Annotated in this window: 17 protein-coding genes; 11 read left to right on the top strand and 6 right to left on the bottom strand. The window is 34.7% G+C overall.

Annotation, left to right across the window (positions count from 1 at the left end):
* The first annotated feature begins 121 nt into the window (after positions 1-121).
* The 3 genes from rplM to CAT7_RS12600 all read left to right on the top strand — a co-directional run bounded on the left by rplM (position 122) and on the right by CAT7_RS12600 (position 1,313).
* Positions 122-568 carry a 50S ribosomal protein L13 gene (rplM, locus tag CAT7_RS03900; protein WP_007722173.1) on the top strand — a complete coding sequence of 149 codons (447 nt, stop codon included), beginning with the start codon at positions 122-124 and terminating at the stop codon, positions 566-568.
* 13 nt (positions 569-581) lie between these two features.
* A complete protein-coding gene (gene rpsI, locus CAT7_RS03895) occupies positions 582-974 on the top strand; it encodes a 30S ribosomal protein S9 (protein WP_007722172.1) in 393 nt (130 codons plus the stop codon).
* A gap of 207 nt (positions 975-1,181) precedes the next feature.
* Entirely contained in the window at positions 1,182-1,313 is a 132-nt protein-coding gene (locus tag CAT7_RS12600) for a hypothetical protein (protein WP_007722171.1), read from the top strand.
* 90 nt (positions 1,314-1,403) lie between these two features.
* Here CAT7_RS12600 and CAT7_RS03885 read toward each other — a convergent pair whose 3' ends face one another.
* Positions 1,404-3,011, bottom strand: coding sequence for a Mur ligase family protein (locus CAT7_RS03885; RefSeq protein WP_007722170.1), 1,608 nt, complete (start codon positions 3,009-3,011; stop codon positions 1,404-1,406).
* Between the two features lie 341 nt (positions 3,012-3,352).
* Between CAT7_RS03885 and CAT7_RS12270 the strand changes: the two genes are divergently transcribed.
* The 3 genes from CAT7_RS12270 to CAT7_RS03875 all read left to right on the top strand — a co-directional run bounded on the left by CAT7_RS12270 (position 3,353) and on the right by CAT7_RS03875 (position 5,546).
* Positions 3,353-3,496: a hypothetical protein gene (locus CAT7_RS12270; protein ID WP_007722169.1), complete on the top strand. Its 144-nt coding sequence runs from the start codon at positions 3,353-3,355 to the stop codon at positions 3,494-3,496.
* A 247-nt stretch (positions 3,497-3,743) separates the two neighbouring features.
* Complete coding sequence (locus CAT7_RS03880; RefSeq protein WP_007722168.1) at positions 3,744-4,121, top strand: DUF4357 domain-containing protein; 378 nt, start codon at positions 3,744-3,746, stop codon at positions 4,119-4,121.
* Between the two features lie 105 nt (positions 4,122-4,226).
* Positions 4,227-5,546, top strand: coding sequence for a hypothetical protein (locus CAT7_RS03875; RefSeq protein WP_007722166.1), 1,320 nt, complete (start codon positions 4,227-4,229; stop codon positions 5,544-5,546).
* Positions 5,547-5,852: 306 nt separating this feature from the next.
* Here the strand turns inward: CAT7_RS03875 and CAT7_RS03870 are convergent, their stop codons facing one another.
* Both CAT7_RS03870 and CAT7_RS03865 read right to left on the bottom strand, forming a co-directional pair.
* On the bottom strand, positions 5,853-8,726 hold the full coding sequence (locus CAT7_RS03870) for a DUF3427 domain-containing protein (RefSeq protein WP_007722163.1): 2,874 nt from the start codon (positions 8,724-8,726) through the stop codon (positions 5,853-5,855).
* The gene (locus CAT7_RS03865) at positions 8,723-9,124 is read right to left on the bottom strand and encodes a (deoxy)nucleoside triphosphate pyrophosphohydrolase (protein ID WP_035019367.1); all 402 of its coding nucleotides are present in this window, start codon (positions 9,122-9,124) and stop codon (positions 8,723-8,725) included. The genes CAT7_RS03870 and CAT7_RS03865 overlap by 4 nt, the downstream gene beginning before the upstream one ends.
* Positions 9,125-9,913: 789 nt before the next feature.
* Here CAT7_RS03865 and CAT7_RS03855 point away from each other — a divergent pair.
* From CAT7_RS03855 to CAT7_RS03840, 4 genes are all read left to right on the top strand, one after another.
* Positions 9,914-12,151, top strand: a complete 2,238-nt coding sequence (locus tag CAT7_RS03855) for a dynamin family protein (protein WP_007722158.1) — start codon at positions 9,914-9,916, stop codon at positions 12,149-12,151.
* A 31-nt stretch (positions 12,152-12,182) separates the two neighbouring features.
* On the top strand, positions 12,183-13,043 hold the full coding sequence (locus CAT7_RS03850) for a hypothetical protein (RefSeq protein WP_007722157.1): 861 nt from the start codon (positions 12,183-12,185) through the stop codon (positions 13,041-13,043).
* Positions 13,036-14,532, top strand: coding sequence for a hypothetical protein (locus CAT7_RS03845; RefSeq protein ID WP_007722156.1), 1,497 nt, complete (start codon positions 13,036-13,038; stop codon positions 14,530-14,532). Before CAT7_RS03850 ends, CAT7_RS03845 begins: the two co-directional genes overlap by 8 nt.
* Before the next feature lie 344 nt (positions 14,533-14,876).
* Entirely contained in the window at positions 14,877-15,317 is a 441-nt protein-coding gene (locus CAT7_RS03840; RefSeq protein ID WP_007722151.1) for a restriction endonuclease, read from the top strand.
* A 958-nt stretch (positions 15,318-16,275) separates the two neighbouring features.
* Here the strand turns inward: CAT7_RS03840 and CAT7_RS03835 are convergent.
* The 3 genes from CAT7_RS03835 to CAT7_RS03825 all read right to left on the bottom strand — a co-directional run bounded on the left by CAT7_RS03835 (position 16,276) and on the right by CAT7_RS03825 (position 19,354).
* Complete coding sequence (locus CAT7_RS03835; protein ID WP_007722149.1) at positions 16,276-17,760, bottom strand: flotillin family protein; 1,485 nt, start codon at positions 17,758-17,760, stop codon at positions 16,276-16,278.
* 40 nt (positions 17,761-17,800) lie between these two features.
* Positions 17,801-18,379, bottom strand: a complete 579-nt coding sequence (locus tag CAT7_RS03830; protein ID WP_007722147.1) for a hypothetical protein — start codon at positions 18,377-18,379, stop codon at positions 17,801-17,803.
* A 69-nt stretch (positions 18,380-18,448) separates the two neighbouring features.
* A complete protein-coding gene (locus CAT7_RS03825; protein ID WP_007722145.1) occupies positions 18,449-19,354 on the bottom strand; it encodes an FAD:protein FMN transferase in 906 nt (301 codons plus the stop codon).
* 222 nt (positions 19,355-19,576) lie between these two features.
* On the opposite strand from CAT7_RS03825, the gene CAT7_RS03820 reads away from it, so the two are divergent.
* Positions 19,577-20,662 carry an FMN-binding protein gene (locus CAT7_RS03820; protein ID WP_007722143.1) on the top strand — a complete coding sequence of 362 codons (1,086 nt, stop codon included), beginning with the start codon at positions 19,577-19,579 and terminating at the stop codon, positions 20,660-20,662.
* Positions 20,663-20,707: the final 45 nt, after the last annotated feature.

The raw sequence follows: 20,707 nt of genomic DNA, 5'->3' as shown, positions 1-20,707 counted from the left end.
ACAATTTGACAAAAGTTAATATTAAGGGTAGAATATTAAATGGTATTGTTTGCCACCACGATGAGCCCCGGAAACTTATTGTGCATTCAAACAAACAGATAAGAATATGGAGGAATAAAACGTGCGTACAACTTATATGGCAAAACCAAATGAAGTAGAACGTAAATGGTATGTGGTAGACGCAACTGATATCCCTATGGGACGTATGTCAAGTGTAGTCGCAGCTATTTTACGTGGTAAAAATAAACCAACTTACACACCTAATGTTGATACAGGGGATTTTGTAATTGTAATCAACGCTGACAAAACAAAATTAACTGGTAAAAAAGCAACTGACAAAATCTATTCTCGTAACATCGACGGTAACCCAGGTGGATTGAAACAAATCTCTGCTGGTGCATTACGTGCTAAAGATTCTCGTAAATTAATCGAATTATCTGTCAAAGGTATGCTTCCTAAAAATACTTTAGGTCGCGCTCAAGGCATGAAATTACATGTTTACGGTGGAGCAGAACACAATCACCAAGCGCAACAACCTGAAGTATTAGACATCACAAACTTAATTTAAGGAGGGAATATCTATGGCACAAGCACAATACATTGCAACAGGAAGACGTAAAAATTCAACTGCCCGCGTACGTTTAGTACCAGGTACTGGAAAAATCATCATGAACAAAAAAGATATCACTGAATATATCCCATTCCCATATTTACACGAAGTTATTAAACAACCTTTAGCTCTTACAGAAACTTTAGGTAGCTATGACGTACATGTAAACGTAAATGGTGGTGGATTCACTGGACAATCAGGAGCTGCCCGTCACGGTATCTCTCGTGCGTTATTACAAGTTGATCCAGATTTCCGCGGCGCTTTAAAAGCTGCAGGTCTATTAACTCGTGACCCACGTATGGTTGAACGTAAAAAACCAGGTCTTAAAAAAGCGCGTAAAGCTTCACAATTCTCAAAACGTTAATCAATACTCTATTGTATCAACGTTTTCAGATGTTTTTTGTCCAATTTGGGTTAATTCCTCAGTTGACAAAAAATCTATAGAGTTAAAGCATCGGCATCTTGCTGGTGCTTTTTTTCTGGCATAAAGGCAAGATATAAAGCTAATAATCGATCATAACAGTAAACAGCACTCAGATTGTGTGTACTGTTGACAAAGGCGGTGTAAAGAGTGAATTCAAAAGAGAAAATGTTAGAGATCATTAAAAAGAAACAAGCAGGTGGCGGCAGATCTAAACAAACCAACACACCAAAAAATGATCTTAAAAACATGCGTAAAGGTCCAAAAATCTTTAATAAATAACCCTTCATAAAGTACTAAAAAACAAAAAGAAACCCTAGTCTATTAACTTTTAGACTAGGGTTTCTTTTTGTTTTATCCGATAGATTATTTTTAAATTCCTAAACTGAAATTTTTGATTTTCTCAGCTACTTTGAAAGAATCTATTCCAATGAATTTATTCTCTAAAACTTGATCAATCGCTTCATAATCAACTGTGGGATAGATTTCTTTTAGCAATTCAAGGGTTTTTCTTGCGCCTTGATCCATTGAGTGCGCCCCTGAGATGAGTAGAACATCCTCTTCATTCAATCTTTCAACGCCGAATCTCAGAGCATCATCGAGTTCTGTTGAAAAGGTAACCTCAATGTTAGATTGTTTCATTACTTTTAAGAAAGCAGCTAATTCCTCATCTGTGACTGCATCTTTTTTGGCTACATGTGAGGACGCGGTCGTTAAAATAATCTTAGAAATTTTCAGTTCGTGGAACCATTTTGCTAAAGACTCTGCAATTTCTGTACTATGCGCAGGACCATTACTTCCTCGTAGGGCATGTACAAGGTGCAGCTCATTGTAATCTAAATGATTGATGGTTTCCATGCATGAATCGATGTTGTTTTGATTCAATAACAAGTCGTCGATGACTTTAAATTCTTTATCATAGAGGATTTGAAAGCGTCTTTCTACACCTCGAAAGTTCTTAATTCCTCGTTGGACATACTCAAGCGGTATGTCATTAACTAGGCCAGTAACAAGCGCTGTGAGCGCATTATATATAGAATGATAGCCTGGGATTGACAGTTCTAAGTCAAAACTGGTTGGCTCAATTCTTTCGCCACTTAGGGTATTAAAGGGTTCTTGAATCGTCACTTTAAATGAGGGCATGCCCGATGAGAAGCGAATATCTGAGACGGTAATCGTACCGGATTTATTTTCAATCCCAAAAGTAACAACTTGAGCTGCGGTCTCTTCTGCTAAAGGGATAAGCAGCTGTTCGTCAAGATTTAAGATAGCGGTACTCATTTTAGAAGCATTCCTTATTAATGAGGCTTTAGCATCAAAGTAAGCCTCAAATGAGTCATGCAGTTGGATATGTTCAGGGCTGATATTCGTAAAGGCTACCACATCAAAGTCTGTATGATAAACGCGTTTAAGTTCTAGTGCGGAGGAAGAAACTTCCATGGAAACATGTGTGATTTCTTGATCCCTCATTTTTGCAAAATACTGTTGCAAATCATAAGATTCCGGAGTAGTTAATCGACTCATTTCAATTTCTTTATCGATTTTAACTACAATAGTTCCTATTATACCGGATTTCAATTGATAAGCTTTGAAGATTTCTTCAGTCATATAGGTAATTGTTGTTTTCCCATTAGTAGCTGTTACGCCGAATAGGCTCATCGATTTCGAAGGCTGGTCAAAAAAATTACTCGATAAGATAGCCAAAACTTCACGACTATTTGAGACTTTAAGTTGAAGAACATCGAGGTCTTCAATAAATTGCTCGACAATGATAACCGTTGCACCTTGGCTTACCGCATGTTTTGCATAGTTATGCCCATCAGTTTGGTGGCCTTTAATGCAGACAAATAACGTATCTGTCTCTACTTCTTTTGAGTGATACGTGATTTTGTTAATATCGATTTCATTTAATTCTGTTTCAATCTGATTAGGACGGATAGAGTCGATCTCTACCGATTTCAATAAGTCAGTTAGGTTCATGATGATCGTTACTCCTCCTGTAATTGTGTACATTAGTTGATAAATGATTTTTGGATAGATGATGTCTACTAGTACTCTTTAGTTTACTATGTTGCTTACTTTATGTCATTTCATACGCTCACTGAAAATGATTTTCTGTTCATTTTGATGCGATATACTATATCTGTTTCTAGCAAATAACAAGCACCAAAAAGATGTAGTGTGTGAATAGAATACAAGGCAATGGTATACGAACAATAGGCTGAAATATTAATGTGATTTCGTTGTATTAATATTTTAAATTACTGTCTCTATTAAAAAGATGGTACTATGAATGTAAAATAAATGAGGAGGATCATAAAATGGAAAAGAGACCAGTAACCATTCAAATGTTTTATCCAACTGGTGATACAAGGGGATTTAGAATAGCTGAAGTTACTAATAGTATTATTGAAGCATTGCTGATTCCGCGAAAAGGCAATCGAAGCGTATATTGGAGAAAGTGAAACTATCAAAGAACGATTAAAACAGCATAATAAAGAGAAAGATTTTTGGGAAGTAGCGATTGTCTTTATTTCAAGCAATCAAAGATGGCAACTGAATAAAGCAGATATAAAATTTTTAGAACATTCATCATACATAAAGACTAATTTAGCTAAACGTTATTTTATCAATCAAACTATTCCTACACGATCTCTGGTCACAGAAGCAAGAGAGGATGATTTAACAGATCTACTGGAAACTATTAATATATTGCTTACCTCTTTAGGTTATCCACTATTTACAGAATTGGTTTCTACTATTGAAACTGAAATAAATACGAAACAAATTTTTTATACTACCTATCGAGATAGTAATGCTAAAGGAATTTACACAAATGAAGGATTTGTTGTATTAAAAGGCTCAGTAATTTCACCACGAGAAGAAACAAAAGGATTTAGAATGAACCATCTATTAGAAGATTTAACAAAAATAGACATTATTGATCGAAATGGACTATTTACTAAAGACCATCTATTTAATAGCCTATCTACTGCTATAGATGTAATCGTTAAAGGTAGTTACAATGGCTGGGATAGTTGGAAAAACGATAAAGGATTAACGCTTCATAATGTTTATCGAGCAGATTGATGAAAGGGATATAAAGAGATGCATATTACAGAATTAAAAAGTAGTCAAAAATCTACATTGCTAACTATGCAAAATTCTAGAATAAGTAAATTGGGAGACTAACTAATGGATGACATTTTTATTATTACGAGTATTGTTTTTGGTATTTTGCTTATAATTTTTTTTATTTTTTGGTTTTTGAAAAAAAAGAGCGCAAGTGACATAGAAAATGGTAATAACAGACCTGAAGAGTCAAATACTGAATTAATGCCACAGTTCTTAAATAAACCAGAAGCAATAGATATACCAATTATTCCAGTAGGAAAATTACCAAGTAATGTTAAAGTGAAAGAAAATCTTCTCCATGAGATAACAAACTCGAATATAATTACAAGCCTTTCATCACTGAGTCCAGCAATTGTTAATGCGTTAGGAAAGACACAGACAATAAACACAACGACAACAACAAAAATGGCAGGCGATTTTTATCAAGTGATTCTCAAAAATGGAGGAGAACTTGCAAAATCAAAAAATATGGAAAATGCTAGACGAGCATTTACTCAGGACAGTAAAGGAATAAAAGAACATGCTAACTTAGTAAAAATCGATCCAAAGGCGACTAAAGAAGTAACAAAAACTACAAAAATGGCAACATCAGCAACGGCAAATATTATGAACGTTGCTTCACTTATTGTTGGTCAGTACTATATGTCTGAAGTGAATTCAAAGCTTGAAGATATGAACAAGTCAATTAGTGAAATAAGTGATTACCAAAAACGTGAATTTAAAAGTCATGTTCGTTCTCTAGTGGTTAATGTTCGTGATATATCTAAATTTAGTAAGGAAATTTTTGAAGATGATACTATCCGTAATAACAAGCTTATACATTTACAACAATTGCAAGAACGAACAACTCAATTATTAGAGCAGGTCAATTTAGAAATAGAAGAAAAAATTCAAAAACAATCGCATACTAATTACGATGAATATTTAACAAATGTTAATGATTTTGAAAGCTTAATTTTTTTCCAAAATACACTGTTAGGAGTTTTACAAAAAATAGGGAAATTGACTCTTATATTTGGAAATGGAAAATTATCACAGGAAAGTAGTTTTTCATTATTTTATACTTATGAAGAACAATCTCTAAAAACAGATGATAAATTGATAGTATGGCAAAATAATCAAATTGAAAAATATGCGATTGATGTAGATATTAGTAAACGTAAAAAGCAAGGTATTGAAGGTGTTTTTGCAAATGTTACAGGACTTATTAAAGATGAATGGCGTTATTTGAAATTGGAAGAGGAACTAATTGATAAAGTTAAACACCAAATGACACTGGCTAAGATCGACTATGATAATGAAGAGCTTAATCTTTACCAGGAAGATATTCAACTACTAATAAGAGACGGAAGAACATATTTATGGTTACCGGAAAAGTAAATATTTAAGCAATAGAATATGAGTCCTGATTATTAAAAAGATTGAGATAAGATAATTAATTGCAATACTCTGAAATATTAGATCGTGCAAGTTTAATTTAAGTAAGCAACACCTACGCCACAAAAAGATATCACTAAATTTATCCCAGTTCCATATTTACACGAAGTGGCTAAATAAACTTTAGATCATGACTCGCGTAGGGATGAATGAAAGAAACCAAATTTGAAAAAAAGCAGTTGCTAAAATCAGCAACTGCTCTATTCTAATACATCGAATTCTAAGTTGAAAAATTTAATCAATTGAGTATCACTCTTGACCAGCTTCCAAGTATCGATATAAGTTTATTTCAATCGGTTGTGAAAATTTCAAAAACATCTCTACGACTTTTTTCTTTTCGCCATTTTGGTTTAGTTTTTCTAGCTCGATAATTGATTCTTTTACTGGCTTTACTTCTCCTAGATAGTAAAATTCTGTTCCTTCATTGTCAGACTTTTTAGCGAATACGCGTATGTTCCATTCTTCAGGATGCAGTAATTTTTGAACTTCAGGAGAGTTCATAGTCCTAGGAGATTTCGTAAACCACTTCATTGTGGAATAATCAATCAACTCATCTTCATAAGCCATTTGTGCACCAGAGAAGATTTCTCCTTTTTTAAGTGTTACGAAAATAACAAAATTGGTTCTACTTGATGTATAGCCACCAACGTTTTGATCAACCATTTGTTTATCCCAATTTAACAAACGTAAAACTTCTTTTCGTTTGTATTTTTGGTAACGCGTTAAAGGTTCGGATGTAGAATAGGCTTCAGATTTTAGCAATCCAGTCTCAAGAATATCGGTCATCAAAAGTACAAAGTATTTATTTGCTAGTGCTGCTTTGTACAGAGGAGATAAGAACACTTTGTTTTCTTCTTGCTCAATAAAAGCTTGTTTCTTATAAGTAGCTGCCATAGAACCAGTATAAAAGGATAAATCTAACGTATTCAGTACAGAATTTAGCGTTTCTTTATCTGCTAAAAGACCGTTCTCTCTAAATAACTGCTGGATTCCGTTTAGAGGTCTACTATTTTCAGGGTCATGCATCATTTTTTTTAACAACACCAATTCTTGTTTCCTTTTTCCTGATAACAGTTCTCTTGAAGCGATCATTAAGAAGCGATTTTCTAACTCAGAAAGTACTCCTTCATTTTGTTTTATACTGACTAGGAAATCATAATAGCTTGATTTTTTATTTGCAATCAGCAAAGGATCGATCGTATGTTGTTCTTCAAAATCTTTAAGGTAGGGTACCCGACCAAGTCGATTATGAAGCAATTGAAATGATTTTCTCAATTCACTCATGCTATCCATAGAAGTTTGATTAATGGACGAGAAAATTTGTTGTTTCGCAATTTTTTCAAAATTGATGGAAGAAATGCCTGAAATAAAACTCGTATCAAAAGTATCTTTGCGCAAATTATTTTTGTCTCTAGATACGTCTCCGGACAAAGCCATTGGTATCATATAGTTATTCTTGTAGTTTCCAATAAAATCAATTACGGTAACAAATTCTTTTGAAGAGTCTTTTCTCAATCCACGGCCTAATTGTTGCACAAAGATAATACTGGATTGGGTATTTCGAAGCATCACCACTTGATTGATTTTGGGAATATCAATTCCTTCATTAAAAATATCTACTGTAAAGATGTATTCAATCGCACCACTCTCTAATCGTTCAACTTGTCTTTCTCGTTCCTCAAGCGAATGTTCTCCCGTCAAATAAGAACTGGGATGTCCGTTCTTTTGAAATAATGCAGATAGCGTTTTAGCTTCTTCTTTACGGCTACAAAAAACCAACCCTTTCGGAGCATTTCCAGAACAACCATAATAGTTGAGTTTTTCCAGTAAATAAGTGACACGTTCTTCTTCAACTAAATATTTCAAATCTGTCGATTCAGTAATTAGTTCACCGTCTTTTACATAATCGGTCACTCCAAAATAATGAAATGGGGAAAGCATATCTTCTTCTAGAGCTTCTTGAAGCCGGATTTCATAAGCAATATTGTAATCAAATAATTCAAAGATATTAAACCCATCTGTTCGTTCAGGTGTTGCAGTCATACCTAATAGAAAGTTCGGTTGAAAATAATCAATGACTCGATGATACGATGGAGCACCTGCTTTATGTACTTCATCAATTAAGATGTAATCGAAGTGGTCTTTAGCAAATTGTTGCATGATAAGATCTTTTGAGATGCTTTGGATGGTTGCAAAAAGGTAAGTAGCATCTAGTTCTTTCTTATTTCCAGAAAGAATGCCATATTCTTCACTATTTCCACCAAGTATTTTTTGAAAATCATTCTTTGCTTTATTCAGAATTTGTTCGCGATGAACGATAAATAAAACTCGTTTTGGTTTGGCTTGTAAAACATCAAAAGCAGATAAGTAAGTTTTTCCAGTCCCTGTAGCAGAAATAACTAGCCCTTTTTTTGCGCCTGTAGCTCTTAATTCTTTTAGGTTTATTAAAGCGGCTTTTTGCATAGTGTTTGGAACAATGTAAGGAGGTGCTTCGTCAACGAGAGATTGTTCTTGGATAGTATTTAGCTCTCTATAGTAGGTCATTGGTTGATAAGCATTTTTGTAATTTTGAATCCATTCTGAAGTTAGGATTTGGGCTGTTTGCCATTCTTGTTCCATATGTAAGTGAATATCTTGGATCATTTGTCCATGATTATAGGATGATAAGCGGACATTCCACTCATAGTTAGTTTTTAAAGCACTCATGGTTAAATTGGAGCTTCCAATAATAAAAGAATGGTATCCTAATTGTTTAAAAAGGTAACCTTTCGAATGAAATCCAGGTTTCTTTGAAATACGTACTTCTACGTTAGGAATTTTCATTAAGTCTTCAAAAACAGCTGGTTGATTAAAGGCTAAGTAAATAGAAGTTAATATTTTACCTTTAATTCCTCGAATATGTAAATCAGCTAATTGTGTTTTTAATGCTGCTAGACCGTCTTGAGTTAAGAAAGCTACCGAAAAAAAGAATTCTTCGCAGGTCTCCAATTCATTTTGTAATACATTCAGCATATATTGTTTATTTTTTGTATCATTGATGATAATTTTCGGATCATATAATGAACCTTCAATTTTTTGGTCTATAAAAGCTTTTTTTAAAGAACGCTCTAACATATCTGTCATCTTATTGTTCCCATTTCCATTAATTTCTCAACGGCTGGTATATCCGCTGGTGCCCATTCTAGTTTATTCAATTCATTAGTTGCTAACCAATCTACAGCTATATGTTCAGTTAACTGTGGTGTGCCTTTTTTTAAAAGACAAATAAAGGTAGTTAAATGGACCAAACCAAAATCATATTGATAACTTGTTTCTTCAAATTTTTCAGACTGTACGTCTACTTCAATTAGTAATTCTTCTTGTAGTTCTCGAAACAAAGCTTCTTGTGGTGTTTCTCCAGATTCTATTTTCCCACCAGGAAATTCCCACAGATAAGCTAACGATTTACCTTCACCTCGTTGTGCACATAAAATTTTTCCATTTTCTACTAAAATAGCGCCAACGACATTAATCTTCTTCAAAGGATTCACTTCTTTCTTTACCGGTAGCAGTTTTATTTTATCATATCACTCCTAGCCTTAAGTATGAAGTTAATTAGCAAACATAAGTATTCTCTACTTCGTTAAAGTCTACCTCGTAGTGAAGAAAACTTTATATTCCAGCCAAACTCAAAAATGATTCTGACGTAACTTGGGTACCAGGAGAGCTTGGTACCTGTACTTTGCCAAGAAAAAAATCGAAGGTAGAAAATACCGTTTATTTTCAGCAGCTTTTATACCAGAAGAAGGGGTTATTTTAGTTGGTACACGGACTGGAAAAGAAATCAGTAGTTTTAAACAGTCTTTGCTGCTGGAAGCCTAATGAAAAAGTAGCCTTGTGCGGACCATTCGGATGGCTTAAAATTTAAGATGAAACATCTCCAATTGTTATGTGTATTTTGCAATAGTTTTGTACTTTTATTCTGCCACAAATGTTATGTTACCGAGTCGTGTCGGTATAACCTCTATCTGAGCATTGTTAAAGTGATTGAAGTTTAATATTAACTGACTTCACGAAAATAAACAGCTCCTAAATTGGATGGATTAGCTGATAAATATGGTAATGCAGCTTATTACTATAACTCAGAGGCAACCACTGTACTGAGAACAGTAAAAATCAATAACATCGAGTCGGTTGAAATTGGATATCAGATTTCGAATATTGCTTTTCAAATTTTGTTGACAAATAAAAAAATGTTTGTTATATTAATTTCAGAACACGGATATCTAAATTTGGATATTCGTTTTCGTTATTGATAAGGGGGAATATAGATGAATAATAATAGTTTTGATTTGAAGAATTTTAGAACAACGATTGGGTGGACTCAAAAAAAATTAGCCGATAAACTAGGAATTGGTCAAAGTACAATTACTTCTTGGGAAAGTAATTCTGGTAATATTCCATTTAATAGCATGCTGGAAATCGCGAACGTAACAGGATACAAACTAGCCGATTTACTTTCATATGGAGAGAAGCAAAGTTTTCAAATTGTTGATTTTTCAATTAGCGAAGAAAGTGCAGAAAAAAGAAATGAAATAGCTGGGAAATTATCCTTTTTGAGTAGCAAGATGCAAGAATGGAAAATAGAATCATCAGATTATCCAGAATATAAAAAAGCAATTAATGGTCTAGAAAAAATTTGTCAAGCGGTTACGATTGAAAATCGTAAATTAAATGTCGCGTTTTTAGGTAAAAGTGATGCTGGAAAATCGACAATGATTAATGCTTTACTGGGAATGGAAGTATCACCCTCACAATGGCAACCAGCAACTTCTGCTGTAATTAAAATTGTTCATATAGAAGATAAACCGAAGTGTATAGCTGATAATAATACTATTATAGTCCGAACAAAAAAGGATGAAGGTTTTATATCTGCTGATAGATTATATGATCAAGATTTTGCAGAAAAACATATTATTGATCAAGGGAATTATTCTTTAATTAGCGAATATGGGTTACATAATTCAGATGATGAAATAGCTGGAATAGATGAAAATACAATGGATACTATTTTTACTTATGTAGATACTCCATTATTAAAAGCAATTAATATAATTGACACCCCGGGTATAGCTACTGGAGAACATACTAAAGGGAAAAAAGATACAAAAGCATCAGAAAATACAAGAAGTGAAGCAGATGCTGTAGTATATCTATCAGTATCAAATCAATTCCTGCAAGGTGAAGATCAAGTGTACTTAAAATCTATATTAGATGTCCTGCCACCTACGGGTGACATTATGAATAATAAACCATTTTCCAACTTATTTATTGTAGCAAGTCAAGCTCATATTACTGGTAAATTAGAACTTGAAAAAGTGGATGGAATTTATGATAAAGTTGTAAATAATTTTGCAAGTGTCTTACCAAATAACTATTTAGAAGCTAAAGGAAATAGTTATAATAAAGCTACATTACGTTCAAGATTCTTTTCATTTAGTAGAGACGACCAAAATATAACTCAATCATTTAGAGATGATTTCATATCATTTATTTCTCTATACACAGAAGAAAATCCTTTGATTTTAAAAAAACATTATACTAAATTGTTCAACGAATTTATTCAGGATCAGGATAAAGTTGCTTTAACATTGCTTCAAGAAGCGGACGATTTATCATACGTTAGCGCTGAAGTTGAAAAAATGAAAAGTGAAAGAGCTATAAAGTATCAAGAATTTGAAAGCTTTGTTCAAGAAGTACAACAGCAAACACTATTATATTCTTTAAATTCTAAAGAAGAATTTTCAAAAGATTATCAATCAGTTATTAATGTTGACTATATTACTCATTTAATTGACGAACGCGGATTTAAAAATCGTAAAAATGATAAGGAAGCAATACAAAATCTTGTTTCTAATACACTAAATCAAAAAGCTCAAAGTATTAACGAAAAGTATTCTAATAAATTCGCAAAATTTTTAGAAGGAAAAATTAAAATGTGCAAAAAGAGTTTTGATTTTAAACACTTTAATTTTGAACGCTCGTTTATTTCAATTTTGGCAGGAGGAGCCGCAGGAGGAGCGTTAGTTTTCTATATGTCTACTCTAGGAAATTTAGGCGGGTATATATTGGTTACTCAATTGGTAGGGATCCTTTCTTCTTTAGGGATTTCTGTAGGCGGAGGAGCTGTAGCCACCATCTTTATTTCTTCCATTGGAGGACCAATTGTTTTAGCTTATAGTTTAGCCATTCTGTCAGCAGCAGCAGTCTTTGCAGTTACAGGAGTAGGTTGGAAGAAATCTTTTGCAAAAAAATTAGTAAGAAGTTATGAAAAAAATAATGTGAATAATCAAGTAAATGAAAGTATTGCTGATTACTGGAAAGACACGCAGGACGCATTAACTCAAACCGGTGAAAAAATGAAAGAAGATTACGATAATTCAATTAAAGAATTAGAAAAAAAATTAACACAATCTCCGCAATATTTTTTCCAATCTGCAGAAAAAGTTAGACAGATAACTATTGAAGTGAAAAAATGGGCTAAACACTTTTTAGAATTAGAAGTTTAAAATATAATAAACTTTGAGGGAAGGTAATCCTATGTTTAATGCAAAGTTAAGAAAGAATGCAATCGACAATTATAATGCAGCGATTGAACGATATGAAAAAGCTGCCAGTGAATTAGGTGGAAACACAGATGTTCTTTATAAAGAGCGTGAAAAAGCTTTAAAACTTGTTAAATTAGTAGAAGAACGAATTAATCAATTAGCAAATACGCCAAAGGAATTCAAAGTAACTCTTCAAAAAATTGAAATTGAAGTGGAAAATTTTAAGACAAAAAAACAAGAAATTAAAAAGGCAGAAGTTGAAGCAAAAGCAGCTGCTGGAGGTTCTGGAGCGGGTGCAACTTTAAGCGCTCTTGGGGTTGCTGTAGCAACCATGGGTCCAACAGCAGCAATGAGTATAGCTACTACTTTTGGTGTAGCATCAACAGGTACTGCTATTTCTACTTTATCAGGGGCTGCTGCGGCTAATGCAGCATTGGCGTGGATTGGTGGTGGTACTTTAGCAGTGGGTGGTGGTGGCATGACTGCGGGTAGCGCATTCCTCGGATTAGCAGGACCAGTAGGTTGGTCAATTGCTGGAGTTATGCTTGCGGGGTCAGTTGGTTCAGGATTATTTGCTAGTAGTAAAAATAAAAAGACTGCGAATAAGCTAGTTGCTGAGAGAGAAAATCTCGAGAAAGTTATTAGAAAATTTAACATTATGAACGCAGAAGTCAAGGCATTGATGGAAACTACCAATACTCAAATTACTGGAGTATCAAAGACAGAGAAAGCTTTGATTGGACGTGATTATAGTCAATTCTCAACAGATGAAAAAATACAAATTGGATTGCTTGTGAATTCAACTTTAACTTTGGCACAACTAATCAATAAGGAGTTAAAATTAGATGATTAGTGAACAAACTATTGATAACAATGTTGAACAAGGTATTGCTTCATATGTCGACTATTTAAATAATATCCGATTAACAGATCTGATGAATACATTAGAATCAATTCTTACTAGTGAAACAGATAAATTATCAGACTTAGCTACTAAATCAGCAAATGCATTATCAAATCTAGATTTGGCCAAAAAGGAAATCTATAATCTTATAAATAGTAATCGTGGTGGAGATACTGGAGTACATGGGTTTATTTCGGAATTTGCTGAAACGGGTATAAGAAATGCAAGAGATGTTTATCAAGGGCTGCAGAAAAGTGTTGTGTTATTAAATGATAATGGACCTGCGGATATTCTACTTCAAGGAAAAGAAGTGCAAATGAAGTTTTATATCAATATCTTAGAAGAGATTAAGCAAGCAGCCAATTATGACCAAATGAATATGCTTTTCCCAAAGGATCATGTGGAAGTCATCGAACAAGTCTTGTCCGGAGCAAAATCTGTAGAATTTAATGGAAATGTCTTGTCTAACTCCCAAATCAATAATATTAGAAAAGCTATTGAAGATGAAAGTACTGTTCGTGGAGTTTCTTATGATAAATGGTTGGAATCCTCAGTTCTTAAATATAAAGAGGTTCAAAAAGGAACAATTGACCAAACGTTATCAAGGGAAGTAAATGACATAAGTAGACAAACGGAACAACAAAAAACTGACATCAAAAAGGAAGCAGATAGCGATAGGTTAGGCGCTCAACAAGAAGCACGACCAAGTTTTGGAGAAGCATCAAAAGTTGCTGGAATAGGTGCAGCAGTACAAGGTGGGTTCAATCTAGGGATTTTTGTCTATCAAAAGCACAAAGTAGGAAAAGAAGTCTGGTATTTTGATATTGAAGATTGGAAAGAGTGTGGAGTCATCACAGCTAAAGGTGCTATTAAAGGTGGAATTTCTGGATATGCGATATATGGATTAACCAACGTTTGTCACCTTGCTGCACCAAGTGCTGGAGCAATTACTTCAGGAACTTTTGGGTTAAGCAATGCCATCGTCAAATATAGAAAAGGCGATGTTGATACAGATGAATTTATTGATTTAGTAACATTAAATGCTATCGATGCAACAGGTGCTGCTATTGGTGCTGCAATAGGACAAACACTTATACCAATTCCAGTTGTTGGTGCATTGGTTGGCTCAATCGTTGCAACCACAGCACTAAGTCTTGGAAAAGGAGTTCTAAACAAACACGAAATAGAAGTTATCAGTCTTTATCAAGAAAGAATTAATGAATTTGTTGGTAAATTGGACAAAGAATACCAAGTAAAACTAGATAAGCTTTTGAATAAATATAATAATCTTGGGGAATTGCAGCAATACTCGTTTGACTTCAATATTAATGTTCAGTTAAGATTTGTTTCTTCTATTAACTTAGCAAAGTCAGTAGGAGTTCCGGAGAAAAGCATTCTCAAAAATGAAGATGAAATTGATCAATACTTTCTATGTTGATATATTCCCGCAAACGAGATCTAATATTGAGTGTGATTCCAATTACGAGCGTGGATATGTTTCCCATGACAATAAGGATTTAGAATGCAGTTTTGATAGCTATAAGTCCAAGTCGGATGCCGTATTGCTGACTTTAGTGGAAAGACAGACGCGACCAGATTATTTTATCGATAATAATGTTTTTTTATTATTATCGATAAATTTTTTTAGTTTCTGATTTGTCAAATTAAGCTAGACAGAACATCTTCATTCATGTAACTCAAAAATACTTCCAATGGTGTTTAATAGTTCAATGACTTTCTTGGAATAGTATTTCTCTTATCTGCAACTGATGAAACAAATGATTGGTCGACTTGATTAAAGTCCCAACTCCCGCTGGTAATTATAATCCAGACTGGGCATTGGTTTTTGGGGAAAAGGAAGAACCTGAGGTCTATTTAGTCAGAGAATCTAAGAAAACCAATAATCGACTGTTTTCCAGAGACAAACTCAGAGTAAATGAAATCCATAAAATTGAATATGGCAAAAAAGCTTTTAATTCTATTAATATTGATTATCAAGTGATTCAGACAGTGGAAGATGTCAAGCCTGATGATGGGGTCTTTAATTTTGAGAATAATGAGAGTTATGTTGAAGGTATCACATCTGAGAAGGAAATTCCTGAAAATCTTATAACAACCATTAAAACTATAAAATCAGTCAATCCCACTTTAAATTATGCTGCTAAAGCCACTTTAGGGAATTTGTTGGATACCGTTGCTGAAGAACAATTTGACCTAATTTAATCTGACAATCCTATATAGAAGGTTTGTAGTCGCTGACTGCAAACCTTTTTTTTTTAGTCAACACCCGGCGACATGGGTTATAGCTTGGTCGTGAGAGCCCGCCACAGGCTTGTTAGTAAGAACTGTTAGGAATGGCAAGGGTATACATTTATACACTGTGAGTTGAAATCTGTAAGAAGAGGATACAAAATCATGAACTGACGAACAAAAATTGCATATAAGGCTAAATAAAAATGGACGATAGGGACTATCAAAGAATTTGTTGATAAAAATTCAGACAGTAAATTGCTAACGACAAAATATCAAGGTTTTTCTCAAAACTAGAATTTGAATGTGCATGTGGCAGCTACTTTGAAAAATCCTTTACGAAATTTAAAAACACAAATCAACGTAGGTGTGAAATTTGCCAACCACTAAAAGAAGCATTCTAAATAAATAGAGAATAAAAGCATGTCGCCCTTCTTTAAGAAAAGCTGGCATGCTTTTTTGTTCAATGAGAACTTGACCAAGAGAATTGGCTTTCTTATACTAAAAAAGAGATCAAGATAGAGAAGTCTAAATTATGTGGAAGGATTCAGACCAAAAAAGCAAAAACTCATAAGCAGAAATGGACATCTGAGAAGGCCGATCCTATTTTTATTACTACCTCTCTCCCAAGCAGCGTACGGATCAGCAAAGCACATTTGAATGTTTAATTCTGACTTAATCACGGTATAATAAGCAAATTCCTTTCCTTTATCCATTGTCTTTTCGGAACGATTCGGTATAAGAATTGACAAAAATTAACCATTATATTAGCATTTATATAAATTTGTGCCCATTCTATCTTGATTACAGATCAATAGGTTAACGAAATATTTTTCATAGGGATAGTTTTTGGAATGCCTTTGATAAAGTTATAATACACGTGGTGGAATCGAACCGCCACGAAGCTCCTAGCCGTGCATTGATGCAGGTTTTAACTGATTATTTTTGAATCTTCTGTGATAATGGGTTCTTCAGTTACGGTTGTTGTTTGGTTCAATGTGTCATTTAGGTTATTGATTTGGCGACCGATATTCTTTGTACCAGCGAATGAGCTGATTAAACTATTGATGTCTAAGCCAGTTGCATCTTTAAATGCCTCTTGAGACGCAGTTAAGGTGTTTAAGGCGGTTTTGGTAATAGCAGATGCGCCATTGCCGTTTCCGCTGTCTACCACCGTTATTTTGTCAATATTGCCCAATGGTTCAGCAGCAGCACGAACGATGGCAGGGTAAGCTTCAATCAATAGTGTTGCAATAGCTTCATCGCCGTATTGTTTCAAGGCTTCAGCCCAAGCAGTCTTGCTATCGGCCTCAGCTTTACCAATTAAACGAATACTTTCAGCTTGAGCCATACCGTTCAATTCGATTTCTTTAGCTCTCGCTTCAGATTCAGCGATGGCTTTGCTTTTATCAGCTTCCGCACGTTGCTCAACAGCATAACGTTCCGCATCAGCTTTCTTACGAACCGTTGCGTCGTATTCGCGTTCTTGTTTGATGGTTTCTTTTTCTTGCAATTCGATTTGTTTTTCACGTTCCGTAATCTGAGCATTACCTTCTTCGATGATAACTCGTTTCTTCAATTCAGCTTTCTTTAATTCATAGGCACTTTCAGCTTCGGCTTTTGCAATGTTTTGTTCTCTTCCATACTCAGAGATGCGAAGACTTTTTACTTTTTCAGCTTCTGCAATCTCTGTTTGGCGTTGCAATTCAGCTTCTTGAGATTGTTGTTCGGCTAATGCTCGTTGGATACGTGTTTCTTTATCTGCATTGGCTGTTTTGATATCCGCATCACGTTTAACTTCGGCAATACGACCTTGACCCAATGCATCTAAGTAACCATTTTTATCGGTTACTTCTTTTACGGTAAAGGATAAAATAACCAATCCCATTTTAGCTAAATCGCCAGATGCTTCGTCTTGAACATTTTGATTGAATTTATCTCTGTTTTTGTAGATTTCTTCAACAGTCATCCGGCCTAAGATCGAACGCAAATGACCTTCTAGAACTTCGCGGGCTTCGTTTTCTAATTGTTCTGTTGTTTTACCCAAATATTGTTCAGCAGCAGTTGCAATGTCTTCAGATGTGGAACCGATTTTAATAATAACCGTTCCATCAACTGCGATTGGAACACCTTCCTCGGTATACACTTCAGGTGTACGAACATCTAATTTAGAAGACAGTAAGGATAATTTGTGAACGGATTGAATGATTGGCCAAACGAATGTCCCACCGCCGCTAACGATTTTCATTTTATTGCCTGTGCTAGGATCGATATAAACATTTTTGTCGCCCAATGCTGTCCCACTGATAATTAAGGCTTCAGCTGGAGAGGCGGTACGGTAACGACTGACTAATGCTACTAATAAAACAACTGCGATGACAACTGCGCCAACGGTTCCGAATAAGGTTGAATTCATGTGTATTCCTGCTTTCTTGTATCAAATTTTTGATAGGGGATTATTTTTTGTGTTTTTCGTTCCATGTTGGCATGGGTTTGCCAATTGTTTTAATACTGTTCGTATAAGGCAGTACATAAAGAATGTTGTCTTTGACGTCCATAACCAATACATTTTCATTTTTCGGAATAGCCGTTATACCGTCAGTGTTTTCATAGATTTTAGCCATTTTATTGACTCTTGAAAAACCAGTAGAGACGATGACTTCACCGGTTCCGTTGAGCGTAATTGGAATGGATACTTTCGCTTCTTTGCCTTCTAATTCATGAATAGAGGTAACGTTTGAATTTTCTGCTCGACTCTTAAAAGGCAAGATAACGAGAATATTCATAAGCATAATGGCAACCATAATAGCAAAAAAGATACCCACAAACAACCAAATAGATACGGCTGAACGATTGGTTACGAGAACCCCATATGTGATGAAAAAAGCAATCATACCTGTGACGAAGAAGTCACTGATGTCGTAAAAACCGATAGTGATAATATCTTTTAACGGTAGTGTCAAAATAGCTAATGCGATACAGCCTGCAAAAGCAAATTGTAAGTACAGTGGGTCTTCTAAGATAGTGGTTAGCACTTTATTTTCACCTCCCTTCAGTACTGGATTATCACTTTTAGAACCCGAATGATTAACCCTGATAAGCTCTTAAAATAACACAACATAGGGCAAAATGCCATGAGACATTTTCACCTCGTTATTTTTTGTAATAAGCAGCGCCTCGATGCCAGGAACGCTGTCAATATAATCGATAGCAGCATTGGAATTATGTCCAAATAACCAGGTAGTCCATAATTCGCCATCAAGCGACTCATCTGAAATGATGGTTATACTGGCTAATTCATTTTCAATCGGATAACCAGTTGTTGAATCAAAAATATGGTGGTATTTTTTTTCAGATACTTTAAGTGATCGTTCATAAATACCAGAGGTAACCACTGATTTGTCTTTTACCAGTACAGCTCCGACTAACTCCCCACGAGTTAATGAAGGTTTTTGAATGCCTACACGCCAATACCCGTCTTCGTATTTTGGATTTTCTCCAATAGTCAAAACATTTCCGCCTAAATCTACAATACCGCTTTCGACACCTTCACTTTGAAAAAACTGTTTAAGCTTATCGGCGAAATAACCTTTTGCTAAGGCACCAAGATCTAATTCCATGCCTTTCTTTGTTAAATAGACCGTTTTTTTAGCGTCATCCAATACAATATCAGTTGGATCAATCAGCTTTAGTCGTTCGTCAATTTCTTTTTGTTTAGGTACATGGGCATCTGCAAAACCAATTTTCCATAGTTTAACGAGCGGTCCAATTGTGATATTAAGTGCAAGTTTTGAAGATAAACTGTAATTTTGACCGAATTGAATCAAATCATATAGTTCTGAATCGACAGAAACTGGCTGTATTCCTGCTTGTTGGTTCACGTACGTTAAAGTGCTTTTAGAATGATTTGCGCTGAAACGTATTTCGTAATCTGCCAGCATGTGTTTAGCTTTTTCCAATAGTTCGGCTGCCATCGGATGTGAAATTGAAAGGTTAATCTTTGTTCCCATAAGGTTGACGCTACTTTGTTCGATTGTTTACACCCACCAATCTATAAATTTAAACTGCCGTACAATGTATATGGTTGCATTTTAACATACTCTAAAAGCTATGTGAGATTTTTCTATAAAAATTTAACAACTTGATTTAAATCAAGTTTTTTATTCTTTTTAAAACATATACTAAGGATGTAAGTTAATTGTGAATTTCATAACAATATCTGGGAGGTTAATATGAATAATCTTAAATCAGGCACGTACAAAGGAAGAGCGACAGGGTATCATGACTATATTACGGTGGATGTGGAAGTAGACGGAGAAAAAATAGTAAAAATCAATTACTCAGAAAATGAAACCCCTAACAAAGGTGGCGTAGCTGTAGCAAAAATGGTCGAAGAAATCATTAAACAACAATCGGTAGAAATTGATACAGTTTCTGGTGCGACCTATGCTTCAGAAGGTACTTTGCGAGCTGTAGATTATGCATTAGGAGTTGCACGCGGAGAACGTGCTCCAATTGATGGCGAGTTTAATGAAAAATCGGGCACGATTGAACACCATTTCACATCCGGAACCTACAGTGGGAACGGAGATGGGTATAAAGGTGAAATTAATCTGAATGTCACTGTGAGTGAAAATAAAATTGAAAAAATTGAGTACCAAGGAAAAGAAACGGCTGATATTGGCGGTAAAGCAATTGAAGATATTATTGCAACAATTTTACGCAGTCAATCTACTCAAGTGGACTCGATTTCTGGCGCAACTTTCTCTTCACGGGGAACACAAGAAGCGTTGGACTATGCTTTAGGGATAGCTAGAGGTGAGATTGATCCCGAAGCTGCACCGAAGTTAGAAGACTTAGAGCCTCGCATCCAGTTTAGAGGGGGATCTTTGACGATTGAACAAATCGAAGCAATTTTAAATACGTTACCAGTTGAAATTACATTTGTTGGACCAGATTTACGTTTCCAATATTTTAATGAAGACCATCACGAATTTCACCGTTCTAAAGCAAGTTTAGGAAGTCACTTTATTGATTGCCATCCGCCACATTTGCGAGAATTTGTTGGCAAATTAGCTGGAGAGCTAGCAGCTGGAACACGTAAGAGTGAGACGCATTGGTTTACACGTAAAGATGACGGCCGTAAAATTTTTATTACCTATCTTCCAGTTACCAATCGCAAAGGTGAGACTATCGGATTTATGGAATACGTCCAAAACGGAACCCCATTTATGAATACAATTGATGAGCCGAACCTTCGTGGTCAATTAAGTGATCCTACTGAGCCAAATCCATTTGCGCGCGAAAAATGGAATTGAATTGACAGCGATAAGAATTCATTTATAGTTTAGCTTATAATAAAG

This window comes from Carnobacterium sp. AT7 (genome assembly GCF_000171855.1).
GTDB lineage: Bacteria > Bacillota > Bacilli > Lactobacillales > Carnobacteriaceae > Carnobacterium_B > Carnobacterium_B jeotgali.
This window is presented reverse-complemented; position numbering and strand designations above follow the sequence as displayed.